Genomic DNA, 26071 nt, shown 5'->3' with positions numbered 1-26071 from the left:
ATAAAAAAACGGGCCTGATGGCCCGTTTTTTTTGCTTACCACTTCACGCCCAGTCCGGTGGTGAAATCCCGCTCGTTAAGGGTATCCCGGGTACCGCTGACCAAATTATGGCGGTAAGTGATATTCAGCGACGACCAGTTGTTAAGCTGGTAACGCAGCCCCACTTCCGCATCCAGACTGACCACCCCGTCATCGTCCAGCGAGTGGCCAAGCTCACCATCGGTGAACAGGGTCAGCTCCTTACCGCGCAGGAAGCGTTGATAATCCCAATGCACCGACGCGCCATAGTGACGGTCCGAACTGCCATCGCTGTAGGCATAGCCAAAGGCGCCGCCGAGAAGCGACAGTGAAAACGATCCCAGCTCATCATCCCAGAACTGATAGCCGGGCCCGGTGCCAATCAACGCCTGGCGGGAAAGATCTTCCACCCAGTCACGTTTATAGGTTGCCCGCCCCTGCCAGAAATACTGGTCGCGAAACATATAGTCCAGCGAGTATCGCAGACTGTAGTTATCGGTATTCAGGCTGTCGTCTTCTTTCTCGCGATCGTAAGTGCCGCCGAGGTCGTTGCGCCACTTGCCCACGTTGATCTTGTTGCTGAACGCCAGGTTGTAATCCTGGGTGTGCGTGGAGGCTTTTTTCAGGCTGACGCCGGCATCGACCTTCCCTTGCCAGTCCAGCTTATCGGACGGCTCTTTCGGCTTCATAAACTGTTCGAACTTGTCGACCGCCACCCGCTGCTGGTCATTGCCCCGACGCACGACGATATAGCCGGCATCGGCCGCTTCCAGCCGGGCCTGGATCTGGGGCGTATTTTTACCGGTGCTGACATCCAGCTTGTCGCTGGACAGCGTGCTGACCGCGCTCCAGTTAAGGGAAACCGTGCCGCCATAAGGCGTGTCGATCAGCAGCTTACCGTCGCTCAGTGATCGCACCTTGCCGCTCAGACGATCGCCGTTTTTCATCCAGACGGTATCGGCCTGCGCCAGGCCGGGCAGCAGCAGACAACCGGCCAGCAGGTGAATGGGCTTAGGGACAAACATAACCGGTGATTTTACCTTCAGCTGACGAGACGAAAGACCTCCCTCTTTATACACCAGTGGATCGCCGGCGCGGTAATCTGAGGGAAATTTTCCGATAAATCAGATGGGCTTAGAGTTTATCCCGCCGCCGCAGCGTCAGCCAGGCGGCGATACAGGTAAACAGCGTCACCAGTAGCACCAGCAAAATAAAGCCGTGCGGATTGTTGGCCAGCGGAACGCCGCCAACGTTCATGCCAAAAAACCCGGCGATAATGTTGATCGGCAACGCCAGAACGGTAATCACCGTCAGGGTAAACAGCGTGCGGTTGCTCTGCTCCATCTGCCGGGAAGCGATCTCTTCCTGCAGCAGGCGGATGCGCTCCGTCAGGCCAATCAGATCGTTCAGCACCACGGTGAACTCCTCGGTGAACTGGCGTAAATCCTGCACCACCTGGCGGTCCAGCCAGCCCGGCGGGCGGTTGATCAGCCGGAACAACGCTGCCGGTTCCGGTGCCAGTAAGCGCTGAAAACGTAACAGCATCCGCCGCAACCGACCCAGCTCGCTGCGGTTGCTTTTGATATGGTGGCTGAGCAGCCGCTCTTCGATCTGATCGACCACCTGATTGGCCTGACGCACGATCTGCTCCAGCACCGTTTCCTGCTCTACCAGTAAATGGGTCAGCAGCTCGGTCGAGGAGTGCAGCACCAGCTCATCAAGCTTGTCGTTTAACCGTTCAATCAACCGCACCGGCTTAAAGCGGGCGCTGACCACCAGCCCGGCGCGGCACCAGATCCACAGCGTGGCGTTCTGTTCGCTGTTTTCCCGCGCATCGAAAATCACGTCGTTCAGCACCGCCATCAGCGCATCGTTCTGCCGCTCGATGCGGGTACTGTGCGAACCGTGTTGGATCTCATCGAAGAAGTCCTCATCCACCGCAAAATTGTTCTTCAGCCAGCGCGCAGAGGCGGCATGACTGAGGTTGACGTGCAGCCAGATAAATCCTTCGCCCTGCTGCTGTTGCCAGGCCTGGCAGGCCTGCTGAGCCGTCAGCGGCCGCGGCTCCGCGCCGCTGTGGAAGCAATAGCCGTAAATCAATCCGGCGACATCATCGGTAAAGTCGGGTTTCTGAATGGTCAGTGGCTGGCGATGGGTCATAGTCAGGCGGGCCGTCAGTAAAGTGTCACCGAACGGTAACGCAACTCTATTACAGAGAGTTGACTGCCAGCGGCACAGCACCGTTAAATTTTCGATCCAGCCGCTTCTGGAGGCGACGATCAACTTCATCTCTTTGTCACAAAACCTGCGTACACCGACTGTGAGACGTCATTCTCACCAAGGCGTCAGGTCAGTTTTCCTTAGCCAACCCGTTCACGAGGTTTTATGAGCCATAACAGTGCGATTCAGCAGGGCCAGGCCAGCGCCGGGCGCCCGCCTATTTATGGGAAAAATAGCCGCTTCTCGGTGATGTTGTTTATTCTGCTGGTGATCCTGGGGATTGCCTTCGCCGGCGTTAACCTGTTCAACGATGTCAGCGATGCCGGCGGCGTGGTCACCAGCTATGTTCCCTTCCTGCTGTTGGGAATGGCGCTGCTGATTGCCCTTGGCTTCGAGTTTGTTAACGGCTTTCATGACACCGCCAATGCGGTTGCGACCGTCATCTACACCCACTCAATGACGCCGAATATCGCGGTGATGTGGTCCGGCTTCTTCAACTTCCTTGGGGTGTTGATGTCCAGCGGCGTGGTCGCCTTCGGCATCATCTCGCTGCTGCCGGTCGAGCTGATCCTGCAAGCGGGAACCGGCACCGGCTTCGCCATGGTGTATGCCCTGCTGTTCTCGGCCATTATCTGGAACCTCGGCACCTGGTGGTTCGGCTTACCGGCCTCGTCGTCCCATACGCTGATTGGCTCGATTATCGGCGTAGGCGTGGCGAATGCCCTGATCCATGGCCGCACCGGCACCAGCGGCGTGGACTGGGGACAGGCGCTGAAAGTGGGGTATGCCCTGCTGTTCTCGCCGGTTATCGGCTTTGTGTTCTCCGCCGCGCTGCTGCTGATTATGAAACGGCTGGTTAAAAAGCCCGAACTGTATACCGCGCCAAAGAGCAACGAGAAGCCGCCGACCTGGATCCGCGGCTTGCTGATCCTCACCTGTACCGGCGTTTCCTTTGCCCACGGATCGAATGATGGTCAGAAAGGGATGGGCCTGATCATGCTGATCCTGGTCGGCACCATGCCCATCGCCTATGCGCTGAACCGCTCTATTCCGGCGGAACAAAGTCCGCGCGTTGCCGCGCTGGCGACCGTGACCCAGCAGCAGCTGCTGCAACTGTCGCCGGGCGTTACGCCGCCCGCCGCGCCGCATACCGTGCTGACCGACTATGTGCGGACCGGCACCATGAATGCCAACGTCATGCCAGCGCTGGCGGCGCTAACGGGCGCGATCGGTAATCAGATCCGCCAGTACGGTACGGTCGAAAAGATCCCCGCACAGGCGGTGTCGAATACCCGAAACGATATGTACCTGGCCTCCGAAACCATCAAGCATATGAAAAGCGATGAGCAGCTAAAAATCCCGGCGCAAACCCAGCATGACCTTGATGCGCTGAAGGTCGAGCTGGATAACGCCACCCGCTTTATCCCGTGGTGGGTGAAGGTGGTGGTGGCCATCGCGCTGGGCCTCGGCACCATGGTCGGCTGGCGTCGTATCGTGGTCACCGTGGGCGAAAAAATCGGTAAAACGCACCTGAATTATGCGCAGGGCGCCAGCGCAGAACTGGTGGCGATGGCCACCATCGGCGCGGCGGACGTTTTCGGCCTGCCGGTTTCCACTACCCACGTGCTCTCTTCTGGCGTCGCCGGCACCATGGCCGCCAACCGCTCCGGCCTGCAAATGTCGACCCTGCGCAATCTGCTGATGGCGTGGGTGCTGACGCTGCCGGTCTCCATTTTGCTTTCGGCCACTCTTTACTGGCTGTTTACTCACTTCTAATCGGGAGAAAACGATGGCTATGCAAGGTAATGATTTTAGCAACGAGCATTTCCACCAGCGTCTGCTGCAGGAGTTCTATGACAGCTACGACGAAGAGCTGGAAATGGAACTCGATGATATCCGCTTTGGCGAGCAGCAACAGGCCCCTGAGCCGGGTGAAAAGGCCTGGCGTAAATACTACTTCCGCGAGCTGCTGCGTCTGCAGGGCGAGCTGGTGAAGTTGCAGGACTGGGTAACGCGCACCGGCCACCGGATGGTGATCATTTTTGAGGGGCGGGATGCCGCCGGCAAAGGCGGCGTGATCAAGCGCATTACCCAGCGCCTGAACCCGAGAACCTGCCGGGTGGCGGCCCTGCCCGCGCCCAACGATCGCGAGCGCACCCAGTGGTATTTCCAGCGCTATATTGCCCATCTGCCTGCCGCGGGCGAAATCGTGCTGTTCGACCGCAGTTGGTATAACCGTGCCGGGGTGGAACGGGTGATGGGCTTTTGTAACGATGCCGAAGTGGAAGAGTTTTTCCGCAGCGTACCCGAGTTTGAAAAAATGCTGACCCGCAGCGGCGTGCAGATTGTGAAGTACTGGTTCTCGATCACCGATGAAGAGCAGGAACTGCGCTTCTTAAGCCGCATTCACGATCCGCTTAAGCAGTGGAAGCTCAGCCCGATGGATCTGGAAAGCCGCCGCCTGTGGGAAGATTACACCGAAGCGAAAGAGATTATGCTGGCGCGCACCCATATCGACGAAGCGCCATGGTGGGTGGTTCAGGGAGTCGATAAGAAGAAGGCGCGACTGAATTGCATCAGCCATCTGCTGCGTCAGGTGCCTTACGAAGATACGGAAGAGAAGAAAATCGCCCTGCCGCCGCGTGAGCGTAACGAGGATTACCGCCGCTCGCCGGTGCCGGACAATATGATCGTGCCGGAAATCTACTAAACAAAACGGGCGAAGAGTCAGTCGACGGCCAGGGTCTGGTCGTCGCTGTCTCTCCGCCCGTTTAGTGATGCGGCCGGGATTGCCGCTAGGTGGTCACCGTTTCTCTTTGGGTGATCAGCTGTAGCCGCAGCGTCAGCGCAAAGGCAAACAGCACCACCACCGCCGCACCGAGATAGATCGAATCCACGCCCCAGTGCCCAATCAGTAAACCGGCAATCGGCCCGGTGATCCCCAGACCAAAATCGAGAAAGGCAGAATACAGCCCCAGTGCCGAGCCCTGATTTTGCGGTGCCACCTGACGGATAGCTTCCACGCCGAGCGCCGGGAATATCAGCGAGAAACCGGAACCGGTCAGGAAGGCCCCGGCATCGACCATCAGCACCGAACCGCCCTTCCAGATCATCACCAGCCCGATACATTCAATCGCGAAGGAGACCAGCGAAACGCGAATGCCGCCAAAGCGGCCGATATAGCTGCTGAACACCAGGCGCATGGCGATAAAGCCGAGGCTGAACAACGTCAGTGAGAAGGCGGCACCGCTCCAGTCATGGCTGGCGAAGTAGAGAGTAATAAAAGTGGCAATGGTGCCGAAACCGACGGTGCCCAATCCGAGGCACAAGCCATACACCCAGATGCGGGAAAAGACCTGATTGAACGGGATACGCTGCCCAACGGCCACCACCACCGCAGGACGTCTGGTCGCCAGCCAGAAGCCGAAGATCGCCATCAGCATAATCAATACCGCAAAGCCGGGGATGCCGAACATCGAATTGAGGATCACCCCCAGCGGCGCACCCACTGCCATCGCCAGATAGGTTGCCACGCCGTTCCACGAGATCACTCTCGCGCTCTGCACCGTGCCGACAATATTGATGCCCCAGAGTATCGAGCCGGTAGCGGTCAGGCTTTCCCCTAAGCCAAGGAAAATACGGCCGATGGCCAGCAAAATCAGGCTGGTTAACGGTGTGGATTCGTACATCACCGCCAGCAGCGTGAACAACCCGCTGGTACCGCACAGCAGCAGCCCCACCAGCACCACTTTTTTCGGTCCCAGCAGATCGGCATAGCGCCCCGACTGCGGACGGCTGATCAGCGTAGCGAAATATTGCAGGCTGATAATCAGGCCAGCCATAAACGAGCTGTAGCCGAGCTGGTTATGCACATAACCCGGCAACACCGCCAGCGGCAGACCGATCGACAGGTAACAGAAGAAGGTGAAAACCACCACGGAGATGATGCGTTTATTGAGCTGTGCATTGGATAATGCGGGGGTCGAAGACATACCGGCGCCAGGAATTAGTGTGTGATGTAGCTCACATCATACCCTTAGCACGCTAAGATATCCCCTTAAGAATTGTGATAAATGTGACTGGCAGGTTGCCAGGCAGTAATGAACCGTTGGATCTCGTTAGAGGTTTTTAGCGCACGTATGTGACTGAACAACTCGCTGGCTTCGTCATACTCTTTGCGCAGATAGCCCAGCCACTGTTTGATGCGGGCAACGTGATACAGGCCGGTGTCGCCTTCCTTCTCCAGCAGCACGTACTTTTTCAGCAGCATCACCACCTCGGGCCACGGCATACGCGGCTCGTTGTATTTGATCACCCGGCTCAGATTCGGCACATTGAGCGCCCCACGGCCAATCATTACCGCATCACAGCCGGTCACCTGCATACAGTCCTGTGCGCTCTGCCAGTCCCAGATTTCGCCGTTGGCGATCACCGGAATGGTCAGCCGCTGACGGATCTCGCCAATCGCCTGCCAGTTAATGCGCTCGGGTTTGTAGCCGTCTTCCTTGGTGCGGCCGTGTACCGCCAGCTCCGTCGCGCCAGCCTGTTGCACCGCATCGGCAATTTCAAACTGCCGGTCACCGGATTCCCAGCCCAGCCTGACCTTCACCGTCACCGGCAGATGCGCTGGCACCGCGTCACGCATCGCTTTCGCTCCGCGATAAATTAGCTCGGGATCTTTTAGTAAGGTCGCCCCACCGCCGCTGCCGTTGACCGTTTTGGACGGGCAACCACAGTTGAGATCCACGCCCCACGACCCCAGTTCCACCGCGCGTGCGGCATTTTCCGCCAGCCATTGCGGGTATTGACCCAACAGCTGGATGCGCACAAGCGTGCCAGAAGAGGTGCGGCTGGCATGGTGAAGTTCAGGGCAAAGGCGTTGGAAGGATTTAACCGGCAATAGCTGGTCGACAACCCGGAGAAATTCGGTGATGCAGAGATCGTACTCGTTGACGTCGGTGAGCAGTTCGCGCACCAGAGAGTCCAGCACGCCCTCCATCGGGGCAAGTAAAACGCGCATGTCACAACCTGTTCGTAGCGTTGAGAAGGGGGATCTGGCGATCCCCCCGGAAGAAGTGCTTAGGCTGGGTTAGAGCGGCGCTGACGGGTTTTGTTGGTACGTGGTGCCCCGTTGCTGCTGCCTTCAGTGCGGGCAGAACCCGAACCTGCAGCGGCCGGACGACGCTGACCGTTACCCTGGCTACGTTCGCCGGTGGCAGACTGGCTGCGCTCGCCGCCGTTGCCGCCGCCGTTACCCCGACCGCCCTGACCGCTGCGATTTCCGCCGCCGCCTGGCGCACCGCGACCGCGACCACCGCCGCCGCCACCTGCACCGCCACGCTGCTGCTGACGACCGTTAAGGATCGGCTCAGCTTTGATCGACGGATCCGGCTCGTAGCCTTCAATCGCCATACGTGGGATTTCACGCTTCAGCACGCGCTCGATATCACGCAGCAGTTTCAGCTCATCGACACAGACCAGAGACAACGCTTCACCGGTGGCTGCCGCACGGCCGGTACGGCCAATACGGTGCACGTAGTCTTCCGGTACGTTTGGCAGCTCAAAGTTCACCACGTGTGGCAACTCGGAGATATCGATGCCGCGAGCGGCGATATCGGTCGCCACCAGCACACGGATTTTGCCTTCTTTAAAGTCGCTCAGCGCGCGCGTACGGGCACCCTGGCTCTTGTTGCCGTGGATGGCCGCAGACGTAATGCCATCTTTGTTCAGCTGCTCAGCAAGGTGGTTAGCACCGTGCTTGGTACGGGTGAAGACCAGCACCTGCTGCCAGTTATCACGGCCAATCAGGAACGACAGCAGTTCACGCTTACGCTTCTTATCAACCATGTGAACGTGCTGAGTGATCTGCTCGGAAGCAGTGTTGCGGCGCGCCACAGACACTTCTTCTGGATTGTGCAGCAGCTTCTCGGCCAGGCCTTTGATCTCGTCAGAGAAGGTGGCGGAGAACAGCAGGTTCTGACGCTTGGCAGGCAGTTTGGCCAGCACGCGACGGATATCGTGAATGAAGCCCATATCCAGCATACGGTCGGCTTCATCCAGCACCAGGATCTCAACTTTAGAGAGGTCCAGTGCGTTCTGATGTTCCAGGTCCAGCAGACGGCCAGGTGTCGCCACCAGCACGTCAACGCCGCTGCGCAGTTTCATCATCTGCGGGTTGATGCTCACGCCGCCGAAGACCACCAGCGAACGCAGATCCAGGTACTTAGAGTAATCCTGGACGTTTTCCCCGATCTGAGCCGCAAGCTCACGGGTTGGGGTTAAGATCAGCGCACGAACCGGGCGACGACCTTTTGGATGCGGGTTGTGGCTGCTCAGCAGCTGTAAAACCGGCAGCGTAAAGCCCGCGGTTTTACCGGTACCGGTCTGGGCGCTGGCCATCAGGTCGCGACCTGCCAACACTACCGGGATTGCCTGACGCTGGATCGGCGTAGGCTCGTCGTAACCCTGTTCTGCAACAGCACGCAAAATATCGGCATTCAGGCCGAGAGAATCAAATGACATAAAATTGACTGACTCCGGATCCGCCCTGATCGCGGTAAGCGATGTAGTTTCCAGGGGGAGAATATGACGCCAGGCTTCGCCTGACGTTTGAAAGGGAGCACAAACCACGGTGCGTAAGCGCCGGATTATAACAGATGTTATGCCCACACAGAGAGAGTTTCTTTGTGTGGGTCAATTCTGACCATTTTCCCGGCCTTTATGCGGGCCGTTTCAGACCGCCGCCGACAGGCTGCTGGCGACCCTTCGCAGCTCTGACACGGGCTTGTGGCCTATCAGCATAAAGCTGTGCTGTTGCTGTTGCCAGTACACCACGTTCATGCCACGGCGTTGCTCTTCGGCAAATCCGCGATCCGTCGGGTGAACCGCACCGGTAATGCACAGCGCCAACGGCCCGCTGTTTGGGTCATCCCAGACAATCTGTGCGATGGCCTGATCATCGTAATTCAGCATTCTTGCGCCCTTAAACGCGCTGCCGGGAAGCGTTAACGCGCTGGCGGAGAGCGACAGGCCCAGGTGACCGCTGACGCTGGCTATCTGCTGCTGCATGGCGCTGTCAGAAGGTGAAACCCCTTCAAAGGTCTGATGGGTGTACAGCGCCATATATTGCGCCACGGTATCCCGCCAGCCATCATCATTATCAAACAACCGTCTGCCTTTCATGCCGCCGACCACGCCCAACGCCAGCGCAGATACCGTCGCGGCAATCAGGGTTCTGCGGCTGATGCCTGCAGATGGCGGCGTTTGCGGCTGCGCCAGTGCGGCGCTGAGCTTTTGCTGCAGGCGATCCTTCGGCGCTTCCTGCAGTAAAGGCGCAAAGGCAGCCGAAAAATCCACGCTGGCGCGATCGAGCTCGGCCAGTCGCTCGGCCAGCTCCGGGTCATCACTGAGCATTTTTTCCACCTGCTGATGCTGTTGAACCGTGAGTTGCTTATCAAGCCAGGCCACCAGCACCTCGTCGGAAATGGGCGCGCCGTTCTGCCACTGGGTCATACTTCCCCCCTTTTGTTACGTCTGACGCCCACCACCACGCCTTTGGCCAGCGTCTGTCTGGCGTTTGCCAGTCGGCTCATAATGGTGCCAATCGGCACCGCCAGCGTGTCGGCGGCTTCCTGATAGGTAAAGCCCTCAACGTAGACCAGGAACACGGCATTGCGCTGGGCTTCCGGCAGGCGGTTGATCCGTTCACGCACCTGCTGCGCCCAGAGGTGATCGGCGTCGCCTTCGCTTAGCTGGAACGCCTGCTCATCCACGTCATCAATATTTTGCTGTTGCGTCAGATGGGTGGCCCGAACCTGATTGATCCACACCGAATGCAGAATGGTAAACAGCCAGCGGTCCAGGCGGGTGCCGGGAACATACTGGCTGCTTTTTTCCAGCGCGCGCAGGCAGGTCGCCTGCACCAGATCTTCGGCCACATCCCGTTTGCGGGACAGCACCAGCCCGTAACGCCATAAACGCGCCAGATAAAGCGGCAGTTCAGCGCGAATATCGTGGTGATTCACCGGTGCTCCTTGGGCTGCCGTGGATTAACTTTCCGGGTGGCCATCGATGGCGGCAGAGAGATCGCGGTACTCTTCGCAACCGGTGCCACAGATGCCTTTGATAATATTCAGCTGCTCACGCGCCATCGCCGGCTGCTGCTTGACCATATAAGCCTCACCGAGGTATTCCCGGACTTTGGCGTAATGCGGATCGAGGGCGATAGATTTCTGATAATAGCCAATCCCTTCGTCGGTGCGTCCCAGCTTGCGGGTGGCATAACCGCGATAATTCCAGGCTTTGGCGGTATTGGGTTCTTTCAGCTTATTCAGCGTTTGCAGCGCCTCATCATAGCGGCCGGCTTTCGCCAGCGCGTAGGCATAGGCGGTGCGATCATTATCATTGATCATACTGGTTTTATCGGCCACACAGCTTTTGGCTTTTTTATCGTAGATCTGCCCTTTCGGACAGGTTGGCGGCTTGTCATCATCATCGCCCATGGCGTGAACCATTCCGCTCACCAGCACGCCCGATAAGGCGGCCAGACATAACACACGACTGATTTTGCTCTTCATTTTTGTGACTCCGGTAGAGTACAGCAGAGGGTTACTTCAGTTTTGGGATCATGCGTTTTAACGTGCCGTCGCGCAGCGCGTAATGGTGCAATAGCGCCACCACGGCGTGGCCGCCGGCCAGCACAATAATCAGCCAGGCGTTGTAGTAATGAAGCGATCCCAACAGCTTACGCAATGAACTTTCGATATAAACCAGATCGGACAGATCGCCGAAGCCGAAGAAGGCGAACGGTTCGCCCTGCGCCCAGCGGAACAGGAAACCTAACACCACCTGGGCGATCAGCAATAAATAGAGCAGGCCGTGGACGGATTTCGCGCCGACATGCGCCGCGCGGGAAGGGCTGGCCGGCGGCAGGCGGCGGCCTTTGCTGATGCGCCAGACAATGCGCACCACCATCAACAGCGCCAGCAGCAGGCCAAAAGAGATATGCAGTGATTGCAGGTCATGGCGCAGCGGCGTGCCTTTTTCCAGTCGTGACCACACCTGATAGCTGGCAAACAGAAAAATGACGTCAAGCGCCGTCAGCCAGTGCAGGGCAATAGTAAGCCGGTCGTAATGAACAGGAGCGGAAGTCTGGTGCATGATGATGTTCCCCGTGAGTAATTACAGGGTTAACAGTTCAGGGCAGGATTTTATTCAGGTCGTTTTGTTCTAAGGAAGGCGTTTCTTATAAAGAACAGGCCACTTTCGTGGCCTGTTGTGCTTAGCGGTGACGCTGGCGAGCGCGAACAGGCTCTTTAGCCAGCAGAGAGACCACACAGGGTCCGGTCAGCATTAGCACACCAACACAACCCAGCAGCAGGTTGTTGTGGATCACGCGGGAGAGCATATAAAGCACCAACATCGCTGCGCCAAAATAGTAGGTGGTGGTGACGTCTTCTAAGAAGTCGCCCACCCGGCGCAGACGTGGCAGTCGCTGAGTCAACAACATGGCGGTAAACACGCTGGCATACATCGCCAGAAATACCGTGCTGACCTGCAGCAATGCCTGGTGCTTCCAACCCCACACCAACCCTGCAATCAGCAGAAGGTGGAGCGCGATATGTACACAGGTTTGTCCGGTGACAATCTGAATACGGTTAGACCATTTCATTTTCTTCTCCTGGCAGACCCAACAGAGGTCGCCCAGCCTTGTTAACACAGTAAGTGATAACGAATTTCCTCAGACTAACGTAGTTTTCGGATAATGCCGCAAAGAACGCCGTTTCAGGGCACTCTTTTGTGACAAAGACTACACTTTACCTTTCGTACATTGAAAAGGAGAGCGCGCACAGTATGGCACAAAATGCTCAAGGATTTTCATTAAAAGTCCTGACGATCAATACACACAAAGGTTTTGCCGCTTTTAATCGCCGCTTTATCCTGCCTGAACTGCGTGATGCAGTACGTGCAACCGCGGCGGATATTGTCTTCTTACAAGAGGTAATGGGAGCGCCTGCCATCAACCAATTGAAGGTTGAGAACTGGCCAGACACACCTCATTACGAATTTTTGGCCGACACCATGTGGAACGACTATGCCTATGGCCGCAATGCGGTTTATCCCGAAGGACATCATGGTAACGCCATCCTGTCCCGCTACCCGATCCTGAAGTTTGAAAACCGCGATATTTCGGTGGAAGGCACCGAAAAACGCGGGCTGCTGCATTGCCAGGTTGCCATTCCCAGCCACGAGCAGCCGCTGCATGCCATCTGCGTGCACCTGGGTCTGAAGGATGCCCACCGCCATGCGCAGCTGAAACTGCTGTGCGAACTGGTCAACAGCCTGCCGGCCGATGCGCCGGTGGTGGTCGCGGGCGATTTCAACGACTGGCAGCAAAAAGCTAACGCGGTGCTGAAAAAAGGGGCGGCGCTGGAAGAAGTGTTCAGCCGCAAGTTTGGCCGTCCGGCCCGCACCTTCCCTGCCCGCTTCCCGCTGCTGCGCCTTGACCGGATCTATGTCCGTAATGCCGGGATCAGCCACCCGCAGACTATCCCGCTGCGGCCCTGGTCCCATCTGTCCGATCATGCCCCGCTGGCTGTGGAGATCCACCTATGAAAATGGAATGGCGTGACGGTAACCGCCTGCGCCTGCTGGAAAATGGCGAACAGTATTTTCCGCGGGTCTTTGAAGCCATTCGGCGGGCGAAGGAAACCGTGCTGCTGGAAACCTTTATCCTGTTTGAGGACGAGGTGGGAAATGCGCTCCATGAGGTGCTGCTGGACGCGGCAAACCGCGGCGTCAAAGTGGAGATGATGGTGGATGGCTACGGCTCCAACGATCTCTCAACCGAATTTACCCAAAGCCTGACGGCGGCCGGTGTACGTTTCCTTTATTACGATCCGCGCCCGCTGATTTTTGGTATGCGTACCAATATCTTTCGTCGCCTGCACCGTAAAATTGTGGTCTGCGACGGGGAGATTGCCTTTGTCGGCGGCATCAACTTCTCCGCTGAGCACAATTCCAGCTATGGCGCAGAAGCTAAGCAGGATTATGCGGTGGAAGTGAAAGGCCCAATCGTCGATGACATCACGCTGTATGTGCAGCAGGCCATCAACAGCGAACAGGTGACTCGCCGCTGGTGGGGCGCCCGCTCCCATCGCCCGGCGAAAAATGTGACGCCTGGTGATGCGCAGATCCTCTTTGTCTGGCGAGACAATGATCAGCACCGCGACGATATTGAGCAGCACTATATCGACATGCTGCGTAGCGCAAAGCAGGAAGTGATCATCGCCAACGCCTACTTCTTCCCCGGCTATAAGCTGCTGCGGGAGATGCGCAGTGCCGCACAGCGCGGCGTGTCGGTGAAGCTGATTGTACAGGGCGAACCGGATATGCCGATTGTTAAGGTGGGCGCCGAGCTGCTCTATAACTACCTGGTGGGCGGCGGCGTGGAAGTGTATGAATATATCCGCCGTCCGCTGCATGCCAAAATTGCCGTACAGGATAACCACTGGTCGACGGTGGGTTCCAGCAATCTCGATCCGCTGAGCCTGTCGTTAAACCTTGAGGCTAACCTGATGATCCACGACCGCACCTTTAACGAAGTGATGCGTGGCAATCTCAACCGCCTGCTGACAGAAGATTGCCAGCGGGTGGAGGAGAGCCAGTTACCCAAACAGAACTGGCGCCAGCTGGCAAAAAGCATCGTGGTGTTCCATTTCCTGCGTCATTTCCCGGCCATTGCTGGCTGGCTACCTGCGCATACGCCGAAACTGGCGCAGATTGCGCCGCCGGTGCAGCCAGAGCTGGAAACCCAGGACCGTGTTGAATCCGACAATGAGCGAGTAAAACCCTGATGTCTGCTGCGCATTCCCGCTGGAAGTGGGTGAAGAAAATTCTCACCTGGCTGTTCTTTATCGCCGTTATCGTGCTGCTGGTTATTTATGCGCGCAAGGTCAACTGGCACGACGTGGTTGAGGTGATCAGCAACTATAACCGCTTCGCTATCTTCGCCTCTGTCGCGCTGGTGGTGGTCAGCTACCTCACCTATGGCGTGTACGATCTGATTGGCCAGGCCTATTGCGGTCACAAGCTGCAAAAACGCCAGGTGATGCTGGTGTCGTTTATTTGTTATGCCTTTAACCTGACGCTCAGCACCTGGGTTGGCGGCGTGGCGATGCGCTACCGGCTCTATTCCCGGTTAGGGCTGGATGGCAGCACCATCACCCGTATTTTCTCGCTCAGTATTGCCACTAACTGGTTGGGTTACGTGCTGGTGGCCGGCGTGGTGTTCACCTCCGGCTGGGTGCCGATCCCGTCAGGCTGGTTTATTGGCGAAGGCACGCTGAGAACCATCGGTGCGGCGCTGCTGGTGTTTGTGGTGGTCTATCTGGCGCTGTGTGCCTTCTCTAAACGCCGCCGCTGGACCGTCAAGGGCCACAAGCTGGCGCTGCCCTCTTTCCGCATGGCGATGTTGCAGTTTGCGGTATCCAGCGCCAACTGGCTGGTGATGGGCGCGATTATCTGGCTACTGCTGGCGCAGAAGGTCGACTATCCGCAGGTGCTGGGCGTGTTGCTGATCAGCAGTATTGCGGGCGTGATTATCCATATTCCGGCGGGGATTGGCGTGCTGGAAGCGGTGTTCCTGGCGTTGCTGGGCGGCGAGCATCTGTCGCACGGTTCGATCATTGCCGCGCTGCTGGCGTATCGCGTGATTTACTTTATTGCCCCGCTGCTGCTGGCGCTTGTGCTCTATCTCTGGCTGGAGAGTCGGGCGAAGTCATTGCGGGCGATGAACGAGCGGGAGAGAGAGAAACAGGCGTAAAACAAAGGGGGCGACGGAAATCGCCCCCTCTTTCTTAGCGGCGGTTACCGAAAATACGCAGCAGCATCAGGAACAGGTTAATAAAGTCCAGATACAGCGTTAATGCGCCCATAATGGAATAACGACGCAGGTTCTCTTTGTCTTCAACATTGATCCCCTCACCGATATTTTTCAGTTTCTGCGTGTCATACGCCGTCAGCCCGACAAACACCAGCACGCCGATATAGGTCACGGCCCACATCAGCGCGGTGCTTTTCAGCCAGATGTTCACCACGGACGCCAGCACGATCCCGATCAGCGCCATAAACAGCATGCTGCCCATGCCGCTCAGGTCGCGCTTGGTGGTGTAACCCCAGAAGCTCATCACACCAAACATGCCGCCCGCCACCAGGAAGGTCCCGGCGATGGAGGAGTAGGTGTAGACGAGGAAAATGCTCGCCATGGTTAAACCGGTCAGCGCGGAGTACAGCATAAACAGGCCGGTGGCGACCGCCCCGCTCAGCTTATGCACCATACCGGACAGCACGAACACCAGACCGAGCTGCACAATAATCAGGCCATAGAAGGTGATACGGTTAGCGAAAACCATCTCCATCACCGCAGGCGTGTTGGCGGCAAACCACGAAACAAACGCGGTCAGCAACAGACCGCAGGTCATCCAGCCATACACCTGTGCCATATAGGTCTGCAGGCCGGTGTTGGCCTGCGAAACCATAGAACTGTCGGAACGTGGATATCGATCCATGATGCTCTCCTGATGCTTAAATTAACGATGTGAACACAGGGTAAGGGCGCAACGCGCCCCGCCCCGGTCGTGGTTAAGTCTGGCACACTCAGGGGAAGATAAGCCAGTCCTGCCCCGGGCTTTTTACGTAAGCGTTTATCCGGCATGGACGTTATCGGCGGAAACCGCTCTCACCCGCATAAAGATTGTCCATATTTTGCCGATAGAGTGAACAGATGGAGAACAGCTAACAGGAAGTTAATACGCGTCATCTCTTACATCGGGGAAGCCAGAATGCAGACCACGCCGTCACCTAAGCGGAAAATGAGCACGCGCACGCTTATGCTCCTGACCGGAGCCCTGACCATCACGCTGGGCTTCACTATCACCATTGGTTTTCTCAGCTGGGAGTCCAGCCAGCAGCAGCGCAAGCTGGCAGAGAATTATCTCGGCCAGATTGCCGAGAGCAAGGCGTTAAGCGTACAGAAGGACCTGGATTATGCCCGCACGGTCGCACGCAATCTTGGTCAGAGTTTGATTGCCCTGCCCCCGGCCGGGATCACCGACCGTAAGATCGGCGAAGAGCTGATGAAGTACTCCCTGAAACAAAACCCTGACTATCTGTCGATGTCGGTGATTTTCGAAGAGAACGCCTTTGATGGCCGCGATGCCGAATTCGCGCAGCAGCCTGACGCGGCGCCTGAGGGCCGTTTTGCTCGCTTTGTCGATCGCGACAGCAGCGGCAATTTTGCCCTGCATAACCTCGACTCAATCTTCAAGCCCGGCCAGGGCGACTACTATCTGGTCCCACAGAAACTGCAGCAGGATATGTTGATTGAGCCTTACAGCTACGCCTATAACGGCGTGCCGACCCTGCTGACTTCGGTCGCGGCGGTGGTGATGGACGATAACAAGCTGAAAGCGGTGATCACCTCCGATATTTCGCTGGCGTCGCTGCAGAAAACCGTCGGGGCCATCAAGCCTTGGGAAGGCGTGGGTTACGCTCTGCTGCTGTCCAACAAGGGACTGGTGGTCTCCAGCCCGGATAAAGCCATGTCCGGCAAGCCTTATAAAGGGGAAACCGACAAATTTACCCAGCAGGTTGTGGAGCATTTTGACGACTCGCTGGGCGAAAAGGTGCTGGAAACCTGGCGACCGGTCACCGTCGGCAACAGCCAGTTCCCGTGGTATCTGGGCATCGTCACTCCGGTCAGCGCGGTGATGGCTGAAGCCAACCGTCAGCTAATGAACGCGCTGATTATGATGATTCTCAGCATTGTCATCGTGTGCTCGGTGCTGGGTCTGCTGTTCAGCCGTAAGATTTCTAAACCGATCGGCGGCGAACCTTCACAGGCCGCAGCGATTGCGCTGGGCGTCTCCGAAGGCAATCTGACTGCCGACATCCCGGTGGGCGATCGTGACCGCCAGAGCATTTTCTTTGCCATGCAGACCATGCAGCAGCAGTTGAGAACCATGGTCGGCGAGATAATCTCCGCCAGTGATTCGGTCCGTCAGGGTGCCGAAGAGATTGCTTCCGGCAATCTGGATTTGGCCTCACGCACTGAACAACAGGCGGCAGCGCTGGAAGAGACGGCGGCCAGCATGGAGCAGTTAACCGCCACGGTGAAGCACAATGCCGATAACGCCCATCAGGCCACCTCGTTAACCGAAAACGCCACCGATATCGCGCAACGCGGCGAGTCGCTGGTGCAGCAAGTGGTGCAGATCATGCAGCAGATTGACGAGAGTTCCCGCAAGATTGGCGCGATCACCAGCATCATCAACGGCATTGCCTTCCAGACCAATATTCTGGCGCTGAACGCGGCGGTAGAAGCGGCGCGCGCAGGCGAACAGGGTCGCGGATTTGCGGTGGTGGCGGCAGAAGTTCGCAGCCTGGCGCAGCGCAGTGCCAACGCGGTTAAAGACATTTCCGCGCTGATTGGCGAATCCACCTTACGCGTTAATCAAGGGGTGTCGCTGGTGCAGGATGCAGGCAAGACCATGCAGGAGATGACCACCGCGGTGAACTCGGTGAAAACCATTATTGGCGAGATTGTGCATGCGTCCGACGAGCAGTCGCAGGGGATTGGTCAGGTGACGGTGGCGGTCAATCAGATGGATGGCGCCACTCAGCAGAACTCGGCGCTGGTTCAGCAGATGTCTGCTGCCGCCGCTTCGCTGGAGGATCAGGCGAAGCAGCTGGCGCAAACCGTGCAGATTTTCCGGCTGGATGCCGCTTAAGGCATCGGTTACTTCCCGCGCGCCAGGCAACTCTGGTAACGACCGTCGACGCGCTGGGCAAACCAGGCGGTGGTCAGATTGCGGGTGATTTTTGGGCTTTCCAGCTTAATGCCTGGCAGCATCTCACGCGGTTGAGGTCTGCCAGCATTTTTATCCGCCATCGCAAACACCTGCTTCCACAAATCGGTTTTAACAAAGTCTTCGCTGTCGCCCTTCTCCAGCGCGCTGCGGATGCTGCGGTTGCTCATATCCAGACGCGTGCTCAGCGTCCTGACCGCCAGCTCCGTCGATCCCGCCGCATCTGAACCGTACTGAATCAAATCACCGTCCAGCGCCAGTTTAATGCCGCTTAACCGCGAAACGGCGGCCTGGAAGGCGGCGTTGCGGCTGGCATACCATCCGGCATTGAAGTCAGCAAAACGGTAGATCTGGCGAGTGTAATCCGCCGGATAGCCCAGCAGGTGCATGGTGCCAAACCACACGCCGCCACGTCGGCTGAACACTTCGCGGCGGATCGAGCCATCAACCGGATACGGATAGCCTTTGGCATGGGCTTCGGCAAACTCAATGCTGACCTGCATCGGGCCGCCGGTATGGATCGGGTTCAGATTGCCAAACAGCGTCTGCCCCATCGGCACCATATCGATAAAGTCATCGAAAATGGCGCTCAGCTCTTTTTCGCTGCGCACGTTGTCCAGGCGATCGGTGTAGCTTTTGCCATTAGGCGATTTGATCATCAGCGCGGTACGCACCACGAACGACGGGATATGCAGCTTGCCAGCGCGGCGATCGATTTCGCCCCAGGCAATTTTCGGCAGCCCAGGCACATTGGCATCGGCATTAAAGGTGGATTCCTGATCGGTGACCGCAATCACCGAACAGAGATTGCTGACCGACGGCTCAAGCCCCTGGCCATTAAAAGCGGCGAAGATATCGTTGCTCCAGCCCTGACGATCGCTCACCCTGGCCGGTAACAGGCGGGAAATTTGCGCCTTGACGTCCACCGGACGCTGCTCGGGGAGGGACTTTTTAGGCTGGCTGCTACACCCTGCCAGCACCATCAGTGCCAGCAGAGATAGGCGTTTGGAGAGGGAACCGATCATGACTTTCCTTGTTCTGTAATAACGACCGCCCCGAGGTTACACAGCGCAGCGGCAATAATCCATCGGAGGCGGCTGAATGCGGGCGGTTACTTCCAGCGCGCGGCGGACTGACGATCGCTGTCACGCGATTCAACCCAGCGATCGCCTTCCGGCGTGGCTTCACGCTTCCAGAACGGGGCTTTGGTTTTCAGGTAATCCATAATGAATTCGGCGGCGGCAAAGGCCCCGGCACGGTGCGCGCCGCTGACGCCAACCATCACAATCTCATCACCGGGAAACAGTTCGCCAATGCGGTGGATCACCGTGACGCGCTGCATCGGCCAGCGTTCACGCGCCTCAGCCACGATCCCGGCCAGCGCTTTTTCGGTCATTCCAGGATAGTGCTCCAGCGTCAGCGCAGACACGTTGTCACCCAGGTTGTGATTGCGCACTTTGCCGGTAAAGGTCACGACCGCGCCGTCTTCATCACAGGCCGCCAGCCAGCGATACTCTTCGCCCATATCAAAAGGCGCCTGCCCGACTCTGATCCGCGTTTCCATCTTACCCTCCGGTAACCGGCGGGAAGAAAGCCACTTCATCCCCCGCTTTCAGCGCGTGCTGCGGTGACACCAGCGTCTGGTTAACCGCCGACAGCACTTTGCCGGACTCCAGCGCCAGCGACCAGCGGTCGCCCTTCGCCGCCAGCACCGCACGCAGCTCGTCTACCGTGGCGTAATCCCGGGTGACGGTGATGCTGCCGGTACCGACCAGCTCACGCGTCTGGGCAAAAAACAGCACGTTAATCATCAGACACCGCCTTAAAATCACCGGATTTGCCGCCGCTTTTGCTCAGCAAACGGCACATCTCAATGCTGATATCTTTCTGCACCGCTTTGCACATATCGTAAATGGTCAACGCGGCCACGGAGGCGGCGGTCAACGCTTCCATCTCGACCCCGGTTTTCCCGGTGAGACGGCACAGCGACTCAATGCGGACCTGACTGTTTTCCACATCCGCCGTCAGTGTCACTTCCACTTTGCTGAGCAACAGCGGATGGCACAGCGGGATCAGCTCCCAGGTGCGCTTGGCGGCCTGGATGCCGGCGATGCGCGCGGTAGCGAACACGTCGCCTTTATGATGGCTGCCGTCGACAATCATCTTCAGCGTCTCGGGACGCATTTTCACAAAGGCTTCGGCACGGGCTTCGCGCACCGTTTCGGCCTTGGCGGAGACGTCCACCATGTGCGCCTCGCCAGAGGCATTAATATGGGTCAGTTGCGACATAAGTTCAGGGCTTCTTCACATGCGAAACAAAATTACAGGGACGGGTGCGGGCATCCAGCTGGTCCTGAATGATCCTTTCCCACGCGCTCTGGCAGGCATTGGTTGATCCCGGCACGGCAAAAATCACCGTGCCGTTAGCCACACCGGCCACGGCGCGTGACTGCAGGGTTGAGGTGCCGATATCTTCATACGAGATCATGCGGAACAGTTCGCCGAACCCTTCAATCTCGCGGTCAAACAGCGGCAGCAGGGCTTCTGGCGTGCAGTTTTTAGTGTTAAAGCCGGTGCCGCCGTTAATCAACACCACCTGAACATCACTGCTGGCAATCCAGCTGGAGACCACCGCGCGGATGCGATAACGGTCATCTTTCACCAGCGCATGATCCAGCACCTGGTGGCCCGCTTCGGCCAGCGCTTCACGCAGATAGTCGCCAGAGCTGTCACTGGTCGCATCGCGGCTGTCGGAAACGGTGAGTACTGCTACGTTGAGCGGCATAAATTCAGCCGAAGGTTTGCCCATTTTAACGTCCTTAGTGTTAACCGCCGATATAAGAGAGATTCTGCGTAATGCCGGTATTGCCCTGATGCAGGAAATGCGTCTGCTTTTTGGTGCGCAGGCTGGCGGCAATCCGCTCCTGTAACGCATCCTGCTGATTGTCGTCTTGCAGCAGGTCACGTAGCGACACGCCGCCATCGCCAAACAGGCACAGATGCAGCTTGCCGGTAGCGGAAACCCGCAGACGGTTACAGGTGGCACAGAAATCTTTTTCGTAAGGCATGATCAGGCCAATCTCGCCCTGATAATCCGGATGACGGAACACCTGCGCCGGTCCGGCACTGCGTTCACTGACCTGCCGCTCCCATCCCTGTAGCAACAGGCTGGCGCGGATCACCTCGCCGGAAATATGGTGTTTGCGGAACAGGTCGCCGCCGTCGCCGGTTTCCATCAGCTCGATAAAGCGTAGCTGAATGGGACGGGTGCGGATCCAGTCAAGGAAGGTTTGCAGACTGTTATGATTGACGTCGCGCATCAGCACGGTATTGACTTTCACCTTGCTGAAACCGGCCTCAAACGCCGCATCGATGCCGTTCATTACCTGCTGGAATTTATCCTGACCGGTAATGGCATGAAACTGACGGGCATCCAGACTGTCTATGCTGACGTTGAGTGCCGTCAGACCGGCGTCGCGCCATTGGGCAACGTCACGCGCCAGGCGATAGCCATTGGTGGTGACCGCCAGTTGGCGGATTGCGCTGTTTTCACGCACCGCCGCGATAATCTCGGTGAAGTCGCGGCGCAACGAGGGTTCGCCGCCGGTCAGACGCACTTTTTCCGTCCCCGCGGCCGCGAAGGCACGGGTAATACGCCGGATTTCATCCAGCGACAGGAAGCTTTTATTGCTGTTGCCCTGCGGCTTGTAACCGTCAGGCAGGCAATAGTTGCAACGGAAATTGCAGACGTCAGTGATCGACAGACGCAGGTAGTAAAACTTGCGATCGAAGCTATCTTGAAATTGTGACACCAGAACACCTTCCAAATCGGGAGATGCAGGCATTTCTTTCTGCACCCTGGCAACGCGAGGTTGCGGCCAGGACACCGTATCAGGAGACTTAGGTGTCAGGGCTAAGTGTGATTTACCGAACACCGGTAAATCATGGTGGTAAAATTCTACCGCTAACCGGAAAGTCTTACCACCACAGACTTTCGCTATGCATTTTGATATATAACGTTTTTTGTCGGCAGATCACCGTTACTTTCGCTAAAATTGCCGTACTGCCAGTAGCTTGGCTGATTCATCAATAAAGCATCAACATAATGAAGGATTTTTATGCGTAATCGCACATTAGCCGATCTCGACAGAGTGGTGGCTTTAGGTGGCGGACATGGCCTTGGCCGTGTGATGTCTGCCCTTTCCCCTTTGGGTTCGCGCCTTACCGGCATTGTTACCACAACCGACAACGGCGGCTCCACCGGACGCATCCGCCGTTCAGAAGGCGGCATCGCCTGGGGCGACATGCGCAACTGCCTGAATCAGCTGATCGCCGAACCCAGCGTCGCCTCGGCGATGTTCGAATATCGCTTTAGCGGTAACGGTGAGCTGGCCGGTCACAATCTCGGCAACCTGATGCTGAAAGCGCTGGATCACCTTAGCGTACGGCCGTTTGAAGCCATCAACCTGATCCGCAATCTGCTGAAGGTCGACGCCTTTCTGATCCCGATGTCCGAGCAGCCGGTCGATCTGGTGGCGGTCGACAGCGAAGGCAACCAGATCTACGGCGAAACCGAGATTGACCAGATGCAGCTTCCGCCGCAGGAACTGCTGCTTTCCCCCAACGTCAGCGCCACCCGCGAAGCGATTGAAGCGGTGGGCGAAGCGGATTTGATCCTGATTGGCCCCGGCAGCTTCTACACCAGCCTGATGCCGCTGCTACTGATGCCGGATATGGCACAGGCACTACGCCGCACGCCCGCCACCATGGTCTTTATCGGCAACCTCGGGAAAGAATTAAGCCCGGCGGCCGCGCAGCTGACGCTGGCGGGCAAGCTGGAGATGATGGAAAAATATATTGGCAAGAAAGTGATTGATGCGGTGGTGGTTGGCCCGGCGGTGGACATCAGCAATGTCAGCGGCCGGCTGATTATTCAGGAACCGCTGGAAGCGGCGGATATCAAATACCGCCACGATCGTCAGTTGCTGCATATCGCGCTGGAACACGCAATTCAGGCCATTCAGTAAGGCTCTAAGTAAGGCCAGTGCGGGGAAAGCCGTCCGGCGTTTCCCCGCTCCTCTGCCCGCTGACCCGCCGCCACGGCTGACCGATCAGGACGCGGCGATAAACAGCTCCCGCACCTTATGCAGCTGGTCACGGATATTGGCGGCCTCTTCAAACTCCAGATTCTGCGCATGCTCCTGCATTTGCGCTTCCAGCTGGTGAATTTTCTTCTGCAGTCCTTTCGGAGACAGATCCAGGTACGGTGCATCATCTTCCACAATACGTCCGGCCTTGGCGCGTCCCCGGGATTTGTTTTTCGCCAGCCCCTGGCCCAGTTCAAGAATATCGGCAATCTTCTTGTTCAGTCCCTGCGGCACAATGCCGTTCTCAGCGTTGTAGATTTCCTGTTTGGCGCGGCGGCGCTCGGTTTCGCCGATGGCGCGCTCCATTGACGGCGTGATTTTATCGCCGTAGAGAATGGCCTTACCGTTCAGGTTACGCGCGGCGCGACCAATGGTCTGGATCAGCGAGCGATCGGAACGCAGGAAGCCCTCTTTATCGGCATCCAGAATCGCCACCAGCGACACTTCCGGCATATCCAGACCTTCTCGCAGTAAGTTGATGCCGACCAGCACATCAAACTCGCCCAGACGCAGGTCACGGATGATCTCCACGCGCTCGACGGTGTCGATATCCGAGTGCAGGTAACGCACCCGCTCACCGTGCTCTTCCAGATACTCGGTGAGATCCTCGGCCATGCGTTTGGTTAACACCGTTACCAGCACGCGCTCATTGATTGCCACGCGTTTACGAATCTCAGACAGCAGGTCATCCACCTGGGTGCTGACCGGACGCACTTCGATTAGCGGATCCAGCAGACCGGTTGGGCGCACCACCTGATCGATCACTTCACCACCGGATTTCTCCAGCTCATATTTACCCGGCGTGGCGGAGACATAAATGGTCTGCGGCGCCAGCGCCTCAAACTCTTCAAATTTCATTGGGCGGTTATCGAGCGCCGAAGGCAGACGGAAACCGTACTCAACCAGCGTCTCTTTACGCGCACGGTCACCTTTGTACATCCCGCCGATTTGCGGAATGGTGACGTGGGATTCGTCGACCACCAGCAGGCCGTCCGCCGGTAAGTAGTCAAACAGGGTTGGCGGCGCTTCGCCCGGCCCGCGCGCGGAGAGATAGCGCGAGTAGTTCTCGATACCGGAGCAGTAGCCCAGCTCGTTCATCATCTCCAGATCGAACTGGGTACGCTGAGAGATGCGCTGCTCTTCCAGCAGCTTGTTGTTGTTCAGCAGCACCTTGCGCCGGTCGGCCAGCTCCACTTTGATCTCTTCCATCGCTTGCAGGATGCGCTCGCGCGGGGTCACATAGTGGGTTTTCGGGTAGATGGTGTAGCGCGGGACCACGGAAGTGACCTGCCCGGTGAGCGGGTCGAAGATCGACAGGCGCTCGACCTCTTCATCAAACAGTTCGACGCGCAGCGCATAATCGTCCGATTCCGCCGGGAAGATATCAATCACTTCGCCGCGCACGCGGAAGGTGCCGCGCTGGAACGCCTGATCGTTGCGGGAATACTGCAATTCCGACAGGCGGCGCAGGATAGAGCGCTGATCGATCACCATGCCACGGGTCAGGTGCAGCATCATCTTCAGATACAGGTCAGGATCGCCCAGACCGTAGATGGCCGACACCGAGGCGACCACGATCACATCCCGTCGCTCCAGCAGCGCTTTGGTCGCTGACAGACGCATCTGCTCGATATGTTCGTTTACCGAGGCATCCTTTTCGATAAAGGTGTCGGAGCTGGGCACATACGCTTCCGGCTGATAGTAGTCGTAGTAAGAGACGAAGTACTCCACCGCGTTATCCGGGAAGAACTCTTTCATTTCGCCGTACAGCTGCGCCGCCAGCGTTTTATTCGGTGCCAGCACCATGGTTGGCCGGTTTAAGTCGGCAATGACGTTGGCCACGGTGAAGGTTTTACCTGAGCCGGTTACCCCGAGCAGCGTCTGGTGCGCCAGCCCGTCTTCCAGCCCCTCTTCCAGACGACGGATCGCCTCGGGCTGGTCACCAGCGGGTTTGAATTCGGAGTTGAGTTTAAAGACTTTGCTCATTGAGTGGCTACCTGGTAATGAATGACGCGAACAGGATCCTAATTTTACTCTGCTACTGCGAATTTACCAGAAAAAAAGACTGGATATAATTACAGTAATTTTGCAAGATATTGCTCATGCGTTCAGCGTTGCCCTTTCCCGGCCCAGTGGGCAATCAGCAATGCGGCTGGTCGGACAGGTTATCCCCAAAAGAGGAAGCGCTTTAACATTTGTCAAGCAGCACTGACAAAATGCGGTGAGCCAGGCAACTGAGATTTTTCGGGTGCTTGATTTTAACTAACATATTGATAAATCACCCTTTGCGCTCAGAGATGAGTTTCGCGTCAACTCGTGCTCAACCCGCGTCCGCTCTCGCCTGCCGTAAGTTTTCAGACGCTCATGCACATGGTTATCCACAGGAATGGTGGATAACTGATTTGAGCGCCCGAGCCGTCTGATGTGTATAAAACCGCATTGCCCTGCGATCGGGGCCGCAAATATTTTTTTTTGCATTATTTTCGCCTGACGCTTGAGGATTAATGGTCCTGAAAGGCATATTTCCCCCGTTGCCGCTAGCCTTATTTCGACGTTTTTTTCAGTTTGATGACAGTCGCGGGTTGCCACTGAGACAGGCAACTGCACCAGAAATGATTCGTCCATAGCACTGACAAAGTGCAGCGGAATATTACCCCGGGCAATTGTTTAAGTTTTATTACTAATTACTGGTGCTAATCATCAGGCGGGCGGGCGTTTTCTGAGACTTTTGCCAGGTTGGCCTGCCAATTGCAAGACTCTGTCTAACCGCCTCACGCTTTCATAACACCAGAGCGAGGAGCACAAAGCCGCAGGCGTCTC

The 26071-nt window shown here is 57.3% G+C and carries 25 protein-coding genes and 1 riboswitch; of the genes, 7 read left to right on the top strand and 18 right to left on the bottom strand.

From position 1 onward, the window contains the following. Window positions 1-35: 35 nt before the first annotated feature. Window positions 36-1043 (bottom strand): DUF481 domain-containing protein, encoded by a 1008-nt coding sequence (locus EBC_RS08570; RefSeq protein WP_013201392.1) that lies wholly within the window; start codon window positions 1041-1043, stop codon window positions 36-38. A 109-nt stretch (window positions 1044-1152) separates the two neighbouring features. Next, window positions 1153-2178, bottom strand: a complete 1026-nt coding sequence (locus EBC_RS08565) for a CorA family divalent cation transporter (protein ID WP_041692244.1) — start codon at window positions 2176-2178, stop codon at window positions 1153-1155. Between the two features lie 225 nt (window positions 2179-2403). Between EBC_RS08565 and EBC_RS08560 the strand changes: the two genes are divergently transcribed. Both EBC_RS08560 and ppk2 read left to right on the top strand, forming a co-directional pair. Further along, complete coding sequence (locus EBC_RS08560; RefSeq protein ID WP_013201390.1) at window positions 2404-4014, top strand: inorganic phosphate transporter; 1611 nt, start codon at window positions 2404-2406, stop codon at window positions 4012-4014. Window positions 4015-4027: 13 nt separating this feature from the next. Further along, window positions 4028-4948 carry a polyphosphate kinase 2 gene (ppk2, locus tag EBC_RS08555; protein ID WP_013201389.1) on the top strand — a complete coding sequence of 307 codons (921 nt, stop codon included), beginning with the start codon at window positions 4028-4030 and terminating at the stop codon, window positions 4946-4948. A gap of 85 nt (window positions 4949-5033) precedes the next feature. Here ppk2 and EBC_RS08550 read toward each other — a convergent pair whose 3' ends face one another. From EBC_RS08550 to EBC_RS08515, 8 genes are all read right to left on the bottom strand, one after another. Then, entirely contained in the window at window positions 5034-6230 is a 1197-nt protein-coding gene (locus tag EBC_RS08550; RefSeq protein ID WP_013201388.1) for an MFS transporter, read from the bottom strand. Between the two features lie 65 nt (window positions 6231-6295). Next, window positions 6296-7258, bottom strand: a complete 963-nt coding sequence (dusC, locus tag EBC_RS08545; RefSeq protein ID WP_013201387.1) for a tRNA dihydrouridine(16) synthase DusC — start codon at window positions 7256-7258, stop codon at window positions 6296-6298. Window positions 7259-7317: 59 nt separating this feature from the next. Further along, on the bottom strand, window positions 7318-8760 hold the full coding sequence (gene rhlE, locus EBC_RS08540; RefSeq protein WP_013201386.1) for an ATP-dependent RNA helicase RhlE: 1443 nt from the start codon (window positions 8758-8760) through the stop codon (window positions 7318-7320). A gap of 210 nt (window positions 8761-8970) precedes the next feature. After that, on the bottom strand, window positions 8971-9750 hold the full coding sequence (locus tag EBC_RS08535; protein ID WP_013201385.1) for an anti-sigma factor family protein: 780 nt from the start codon (window positions 9748-9750) through the stop codon (window positions 8971-8973). Then, window positions 9747-10262 (bottom strand): RNA polymerase sigma factor, encoded by a 516-nt coding sequence (locus EBC_RS25730; protein ID WP_013201384.1) that lies wholly within the window; start codon window positions 10260-10262, stop codon window positions 9747-9749. Before EBC_RS25730 ends, EBC_RS08535 begins: the two co-directional genes overlap by 4 nt. Window positions 10263-10286: 24 nt before the next feature. Then, window positions 10287-10814, bottom strand: a complete 528-nt coding sequence (locus tag EBC_RS25725; protein WP_013201383.1) for a tetratricopeptide repeat protein — start codon at window positions 10812-10814, stop codon at window positions 10287-10289. Between the two features lie 31 nt (window positions 10815-10845). After that, on the bottom strand, window positions 10846-11397 hold the full coding sequence (locus tag EBC_RS08520) for a cytochrome b (RefSeq protein WP_013201382.1): 552 nt from the start codon (window positions 11395-11397) through the stop codon (window positions 10846-10848). 121 nt (window positions 11398-11518) lie between these two features. After that, complete coding sequence (locus tag EBC_RS08515; RefSeq protein WP_013201381.1) at window positions 11519-11908, bottom strand: YbhQ family protein; 390 nt, start codon at window positions 11906-11908, stop codon at window positions 11519-11521. Window positions 11909-12090: 182 nt separating this feature from the next. Here EBC_RS08515 and EBC_RS08510 point away from each other — a divergent pair, with 182 nt between their 5' ends. Genes EBC_RS08510 through EBC_RS08500 form a run of 3 tightly spaced genes read left to right on the top strand, consistent with a single transcriptional unit; the run spans window position 12091 to window position 15061 of the window. Continuing rightward, on the top strand, window positions 12091-12852 hold the full coding sequence (locus EBC_RS08510; RefSeq protein ID WP_013201380.1) for an endonuclease/exonuclease/phosphatase family protein: 762 nt from the start codon (window positions 12091-12093) through the stop codon (window positions 12850-12852). Further along, on the top strand, window positions 12849-14093 hold the full coding sequence (gene clsB, locus EBC_RS08505; RefSeq protein ID WP_013201379.1) for a cardiolipin synthase ClsB: 1245 nt from the start codon (window positions 12849-12851) through the stop codon (window positions 14091-14093). The genes EBC_RS08510 and clsB overlap by 4 nt, the downstream gene beginning before the upstream one ends. Further along, on the top strand, window positions 14093-15061 hold the full coding sequence (locus EBC_RS08500; RefSeq protein WP_013201378.1) for a lysylphosphatidylglycerol synthase domain-containing protein: 969 nt from the start codon (window positions 14093-14095) through the stop codon (window positions 15059-15061). Before clsB ends, EBC_RS08500 begins: the two co-directional genes overlap by 1 nt. A 34-nt stretch (window positions 15062-15095) precedes the next feature. Here EBC_RS08500 and EBC_RS08495 read toward each other — a convergent pair whose 3' ends face one another. Continuing rightward, window positions 15096-15806 carry a Bax inhibitor-1/YccA family protein gene (locus EBC_RS08495; RefSeq protein ID WP_013201377.1) on the bottom strand — a complete coding sequence of 237 codons (711 nt, stop codon included), beginning with the start codon at window positions 15804-15806 and terminating at the stop codon, window positions 15096-15098. A 273-nt stretch (window positions 15807-16079) separates the two neighbouring features. Between EBC_RS08495 and EBC_RS08490 the strand changes: the two genes are divergently transcribed. Further along, window positions 16080-18026: a methyl-accepting chemotaxis protein gene (locus tag EBC_RS08490; protein WP_013201376.1), complete on the top strand. Its 1947-nt coding sequence runs from the start codon at window positions 16080-16082 to the stop codon at window positions 18024-18026. Window positions 18027-18034: 8 nt separating this feature from the next. On the opposite strand, the gene EBC_RS08485 is transcribed toward EBC_RS08490, so the two are convergent. The 6 genes from EBC_RS08485 to moaA form a co-directional block, all read right to left on the bottom strand. Continuing rightward, a complete protein-coding gene (locus EBC_RS08485) occupies window positions 18035-19129 on the bottom strand; it encodes a DUF1615 domain-containing protein (RefSeq protein WP_013201375.1) in 1095 nt (364 codons plus the stop codon). Window positions 19130-19215: 86 nt separating this feature from the next. Beyond that, window positions 19216-19668, bottom strand: coding sequence for a molybdopterin synthase catalytic subunit MoaE (moaE, locus tag EBC_RS08480; RefSeq protein WP_013201374.1), 453 nt, complete (start codon window positions 19666-19668; stop codon window positions 19216-19218). A 1-nt stretch (window position 19669) separates the two neighbouring features. Then, a complete protein-coding gene (gene moaD, locus EBC_RS08475; protein ID WP_013201373.1) occupies window positions 19670-19915 on the bottom strand; it encodes a molybdopterin synthase sulfur carrier subunit in 246 nt (81 codons plus the stop codon). Beyond that, complete coding sequence (gene moaC / locus EBC_RS08470) at window positions 19908-20393, bottom strand: cyclic pyranopterin monophosphate synthase MoaC (protein WP_013201372.1); 486 nt, start codon at window positions 20391-20393, stop codon at window positions 19908-19910. Before moaC ends, moaD begins: the two co-directional genes overlap by 8 nt. Before the next feature lie 4 nt (window positions 20394-20397). Then, entirely contained in the window at window positions 20398-20913 is a 516-nt protein-coding gene (gene moaB, locus EBC_RS08465; protein WP_013201371.1) for a molybdenum cofactor biosynthesis protein B, read from the bottom strand. A 16-nt stretch (window positions 20914-20929) separates the two neighbouring features. After that, window positions 20930-21919 (bottom strand): GTP 3',8-cyclase MoaA, encoded by a 990-nt coding sequence (gene moaA / locus EBC_RS08460; RefSeq protein ID WP_157868052.1) that lies wholly within the window; start codon window positions 21917-21919, stop codon window positions 20930-20932. Continuing rightward, window positions 21906-22036: riboswitch (molybdenum cofactor riboswitch) on the bottom strand. (Overlaps the previous gene by 14 nt.) Before the next feature lie 186 nt (window positions 22037-22222). Between moaA and EBC_RS08455 the strand changes: the two genes are divergently transcribed. Then, window positions 22223-23131, top strand: coding sequence for a gluconeogenesis factor YvcK family protein (locus tag EBC_RS08455; RefSeq protein WP_013201369.1), 909 nt, complete (start codon window positions 22223-22225; stop codon window positions 23129-23131). Between the two features lie 84 nt (window positions 23132-23215). Here the strand turns inward: EBC_RS08455 and uvrB are convergent, their stop codons facing one another. Beyond that, window positions 23216-25237 carry an excinuclease ABC subunit UvrB gene (uvrB, locus tag EBC_RS08450; protein WP_013201368.1) on the bottom strand — a complete coding sequence of 674 codons (2022 nt, stop codon included), beginning with the start codon at window positions 25235-25237 and terminating at the stop codon, window positions 23216-23218. Window positions 25238-26071: the final 834 nt, after the last annotated feature.

It is taken from the genome of Erwinia billingiae Eb661 (assembly GCF_000196615.1).
GTDB classification, from domain to species: Bacteria; Pseudomonadota; Gammaproteobacteria; order Enterobacterales; family Enterobacteriaceae; genus Erwinia; species Erwinia billingiae.
Note: the sequence above shows the minus strand (reverse complement) of the source record. Positions and strands in the feature narration are given on the sequence as shown.

Bases quoted from the DNA above. Each gene is read 5' to 3' on its own strand.
- EBC_RS08570 (WP_013201392.1), bottom strand. From the start codon at position 1,043: ATGTTTGTCCCTAAGCCCATTCACCTGCTGGCCGGTTGTCTGCTGCTG.
- EBC_RS08565 (WP_041692244.1), bottom strand. From the start codon at position 2,178: ATGACCCATCGCCAGCCACTGACCATTCAGAAACCCGACTTTACCGAT.
- EBC_RS08560 (WP_013201390.1), top strand. From the start codon at position 2,404: ATGAGCCATAACAGTGCGATTCAGCAGGGCCAGGCCAGCGCCGGGCGC.
- ppk2 (WP_013201389.1), top strand. From the start codon at position 4,028: ATGGCTATGCAAGGTAATGATTTTAGCAACGAGCATTTCCACCAGCGT.
- EBC_RS08550 (WP_013201388.1), bottom strand. From the start codon at position 6,230: ATGTCTTCGACCCCCGCATTATCCAATGCACAGCTCAATAAACGCATC.
- dusC (WP_013201387.1), bottom strand. From the start codon at position 7,258: ATGCGCGTTTTACTTGCCCCGATGGAGGGCGTGCTGGACTCTCTGGTG.
- rhlE (WP_013201386.1), bottom strand. From the start codon at position 8,760: ATGTCATTTGATTCTCTCGGCCTGAATGCCGATATTTTGCGTGCTGTT.
- EBC_RS08535 (WP_013201385.1), bottom strand. From the start codon at position 9,750: ATGACCCAGTGGCAGAACGGCGCGCCCATTTCCGACGAGGTGCTGGTG.
- EBC_RS25725 (WP_013201383.1), bottom strand. From the start codon at position 10,814: ATGAAGAGCAAAATCAGTCGTGTGTTATGTCTGGCCGCCTTATCGGGC.
- EBC_RS08520 (WP_013201382.1), bottom strand. From the start codon at position 11,397: ATGCACCAGACTTCCGCTCCTGTTCATTACGACCGGCTTACTATTGCC.
- EBC_RS08515 (WP_013201381.1), bottom strand. From the start codon at position 11,908: ATGAAATGGTCTAACCGTATTCAGATTGTCACCGGACAAACCTGTGTA.
- EBC_RS08510 (WP_013201380.1), top strand. From the start codon at position 12,091: ATGGCACAAAATGCTCAAGGATTTTCATTAAAAGTCCTGACGATCAAT.
- clsB (WP_013201379.1), top strand. From the start codon at position 12,849: ATGAAAATGGAATGGCGTGACGGTAACCGCCTGCGCCTGCTGGAAAAT.
- EBC_RS08500 (WP_013201378.1), top strand. From the start codon at position 14,093: ATGTCTGCTGCGCATTCCCGCTGGAAGTGGGTGAAGAAAATTCTCACC.
- EBC_RS08495 (WP_013201377.1), bottom strand. From the start codon at position 15,806: ATGGATCGATATCCACGTTCCGACAGTTCTATGGTTTCGCAGGCCAAC.
- EBC_RS08490 (WP_013201376.1), top strand. From the start codon at position 16,080: ATGCAGACCACGCCGTCACCTAAGCGGAAAATGAGCACGCGCACGCTT.
- EBC_RS08485 (WP_013201375.1), bottom strand. From the start codon at position 19,129: ATGATCGGTTCCCTCTCCAAACGCCTATCTCTGCTGGCACTGATGGTG.
- moaE (WP_013201374.1), bottom strand. From the start codon at position 19,668: ATGGAAACGCGGATCAGAGTCGGGCAGGCGCCTTTTGATATGGGCGAA.
- moaD (WP_013201373.1), bottom strand. From the start codon at position 19,915: ATGATTAACGTGCTGTTTTTTGCCCAGACGCGTGAGCTGGTCGGTACC.
- moaC (WP_013201372.1), bottom strand. From the start codon at position 20,393: ATGTCGCAACTGACCCATATTAATGCCTCTGGCGAGGCGCACATGGTG.
- moaB (WP_013201371.1), bottom strand. From the start codon at position 20,913: ATGGGCAAACCTTCGGCTGAATTTATGCCGCTCAACGTAGCAGTACTC.
- EBC_RS08455 (WP_013201369.1), top strand. From the start codon at position 22,223: ATGCGTAATCGCACATTAGCCGATCTCGACAGAGTGGTGGCTTTAGGT.
- uvrB (WP_013201368.1), bottom strand. From the start codon at position 25,237: ATGAGCAAAGTCTTTAAACTCAACTCCGAATTCAAACCCGCTGGTGAC.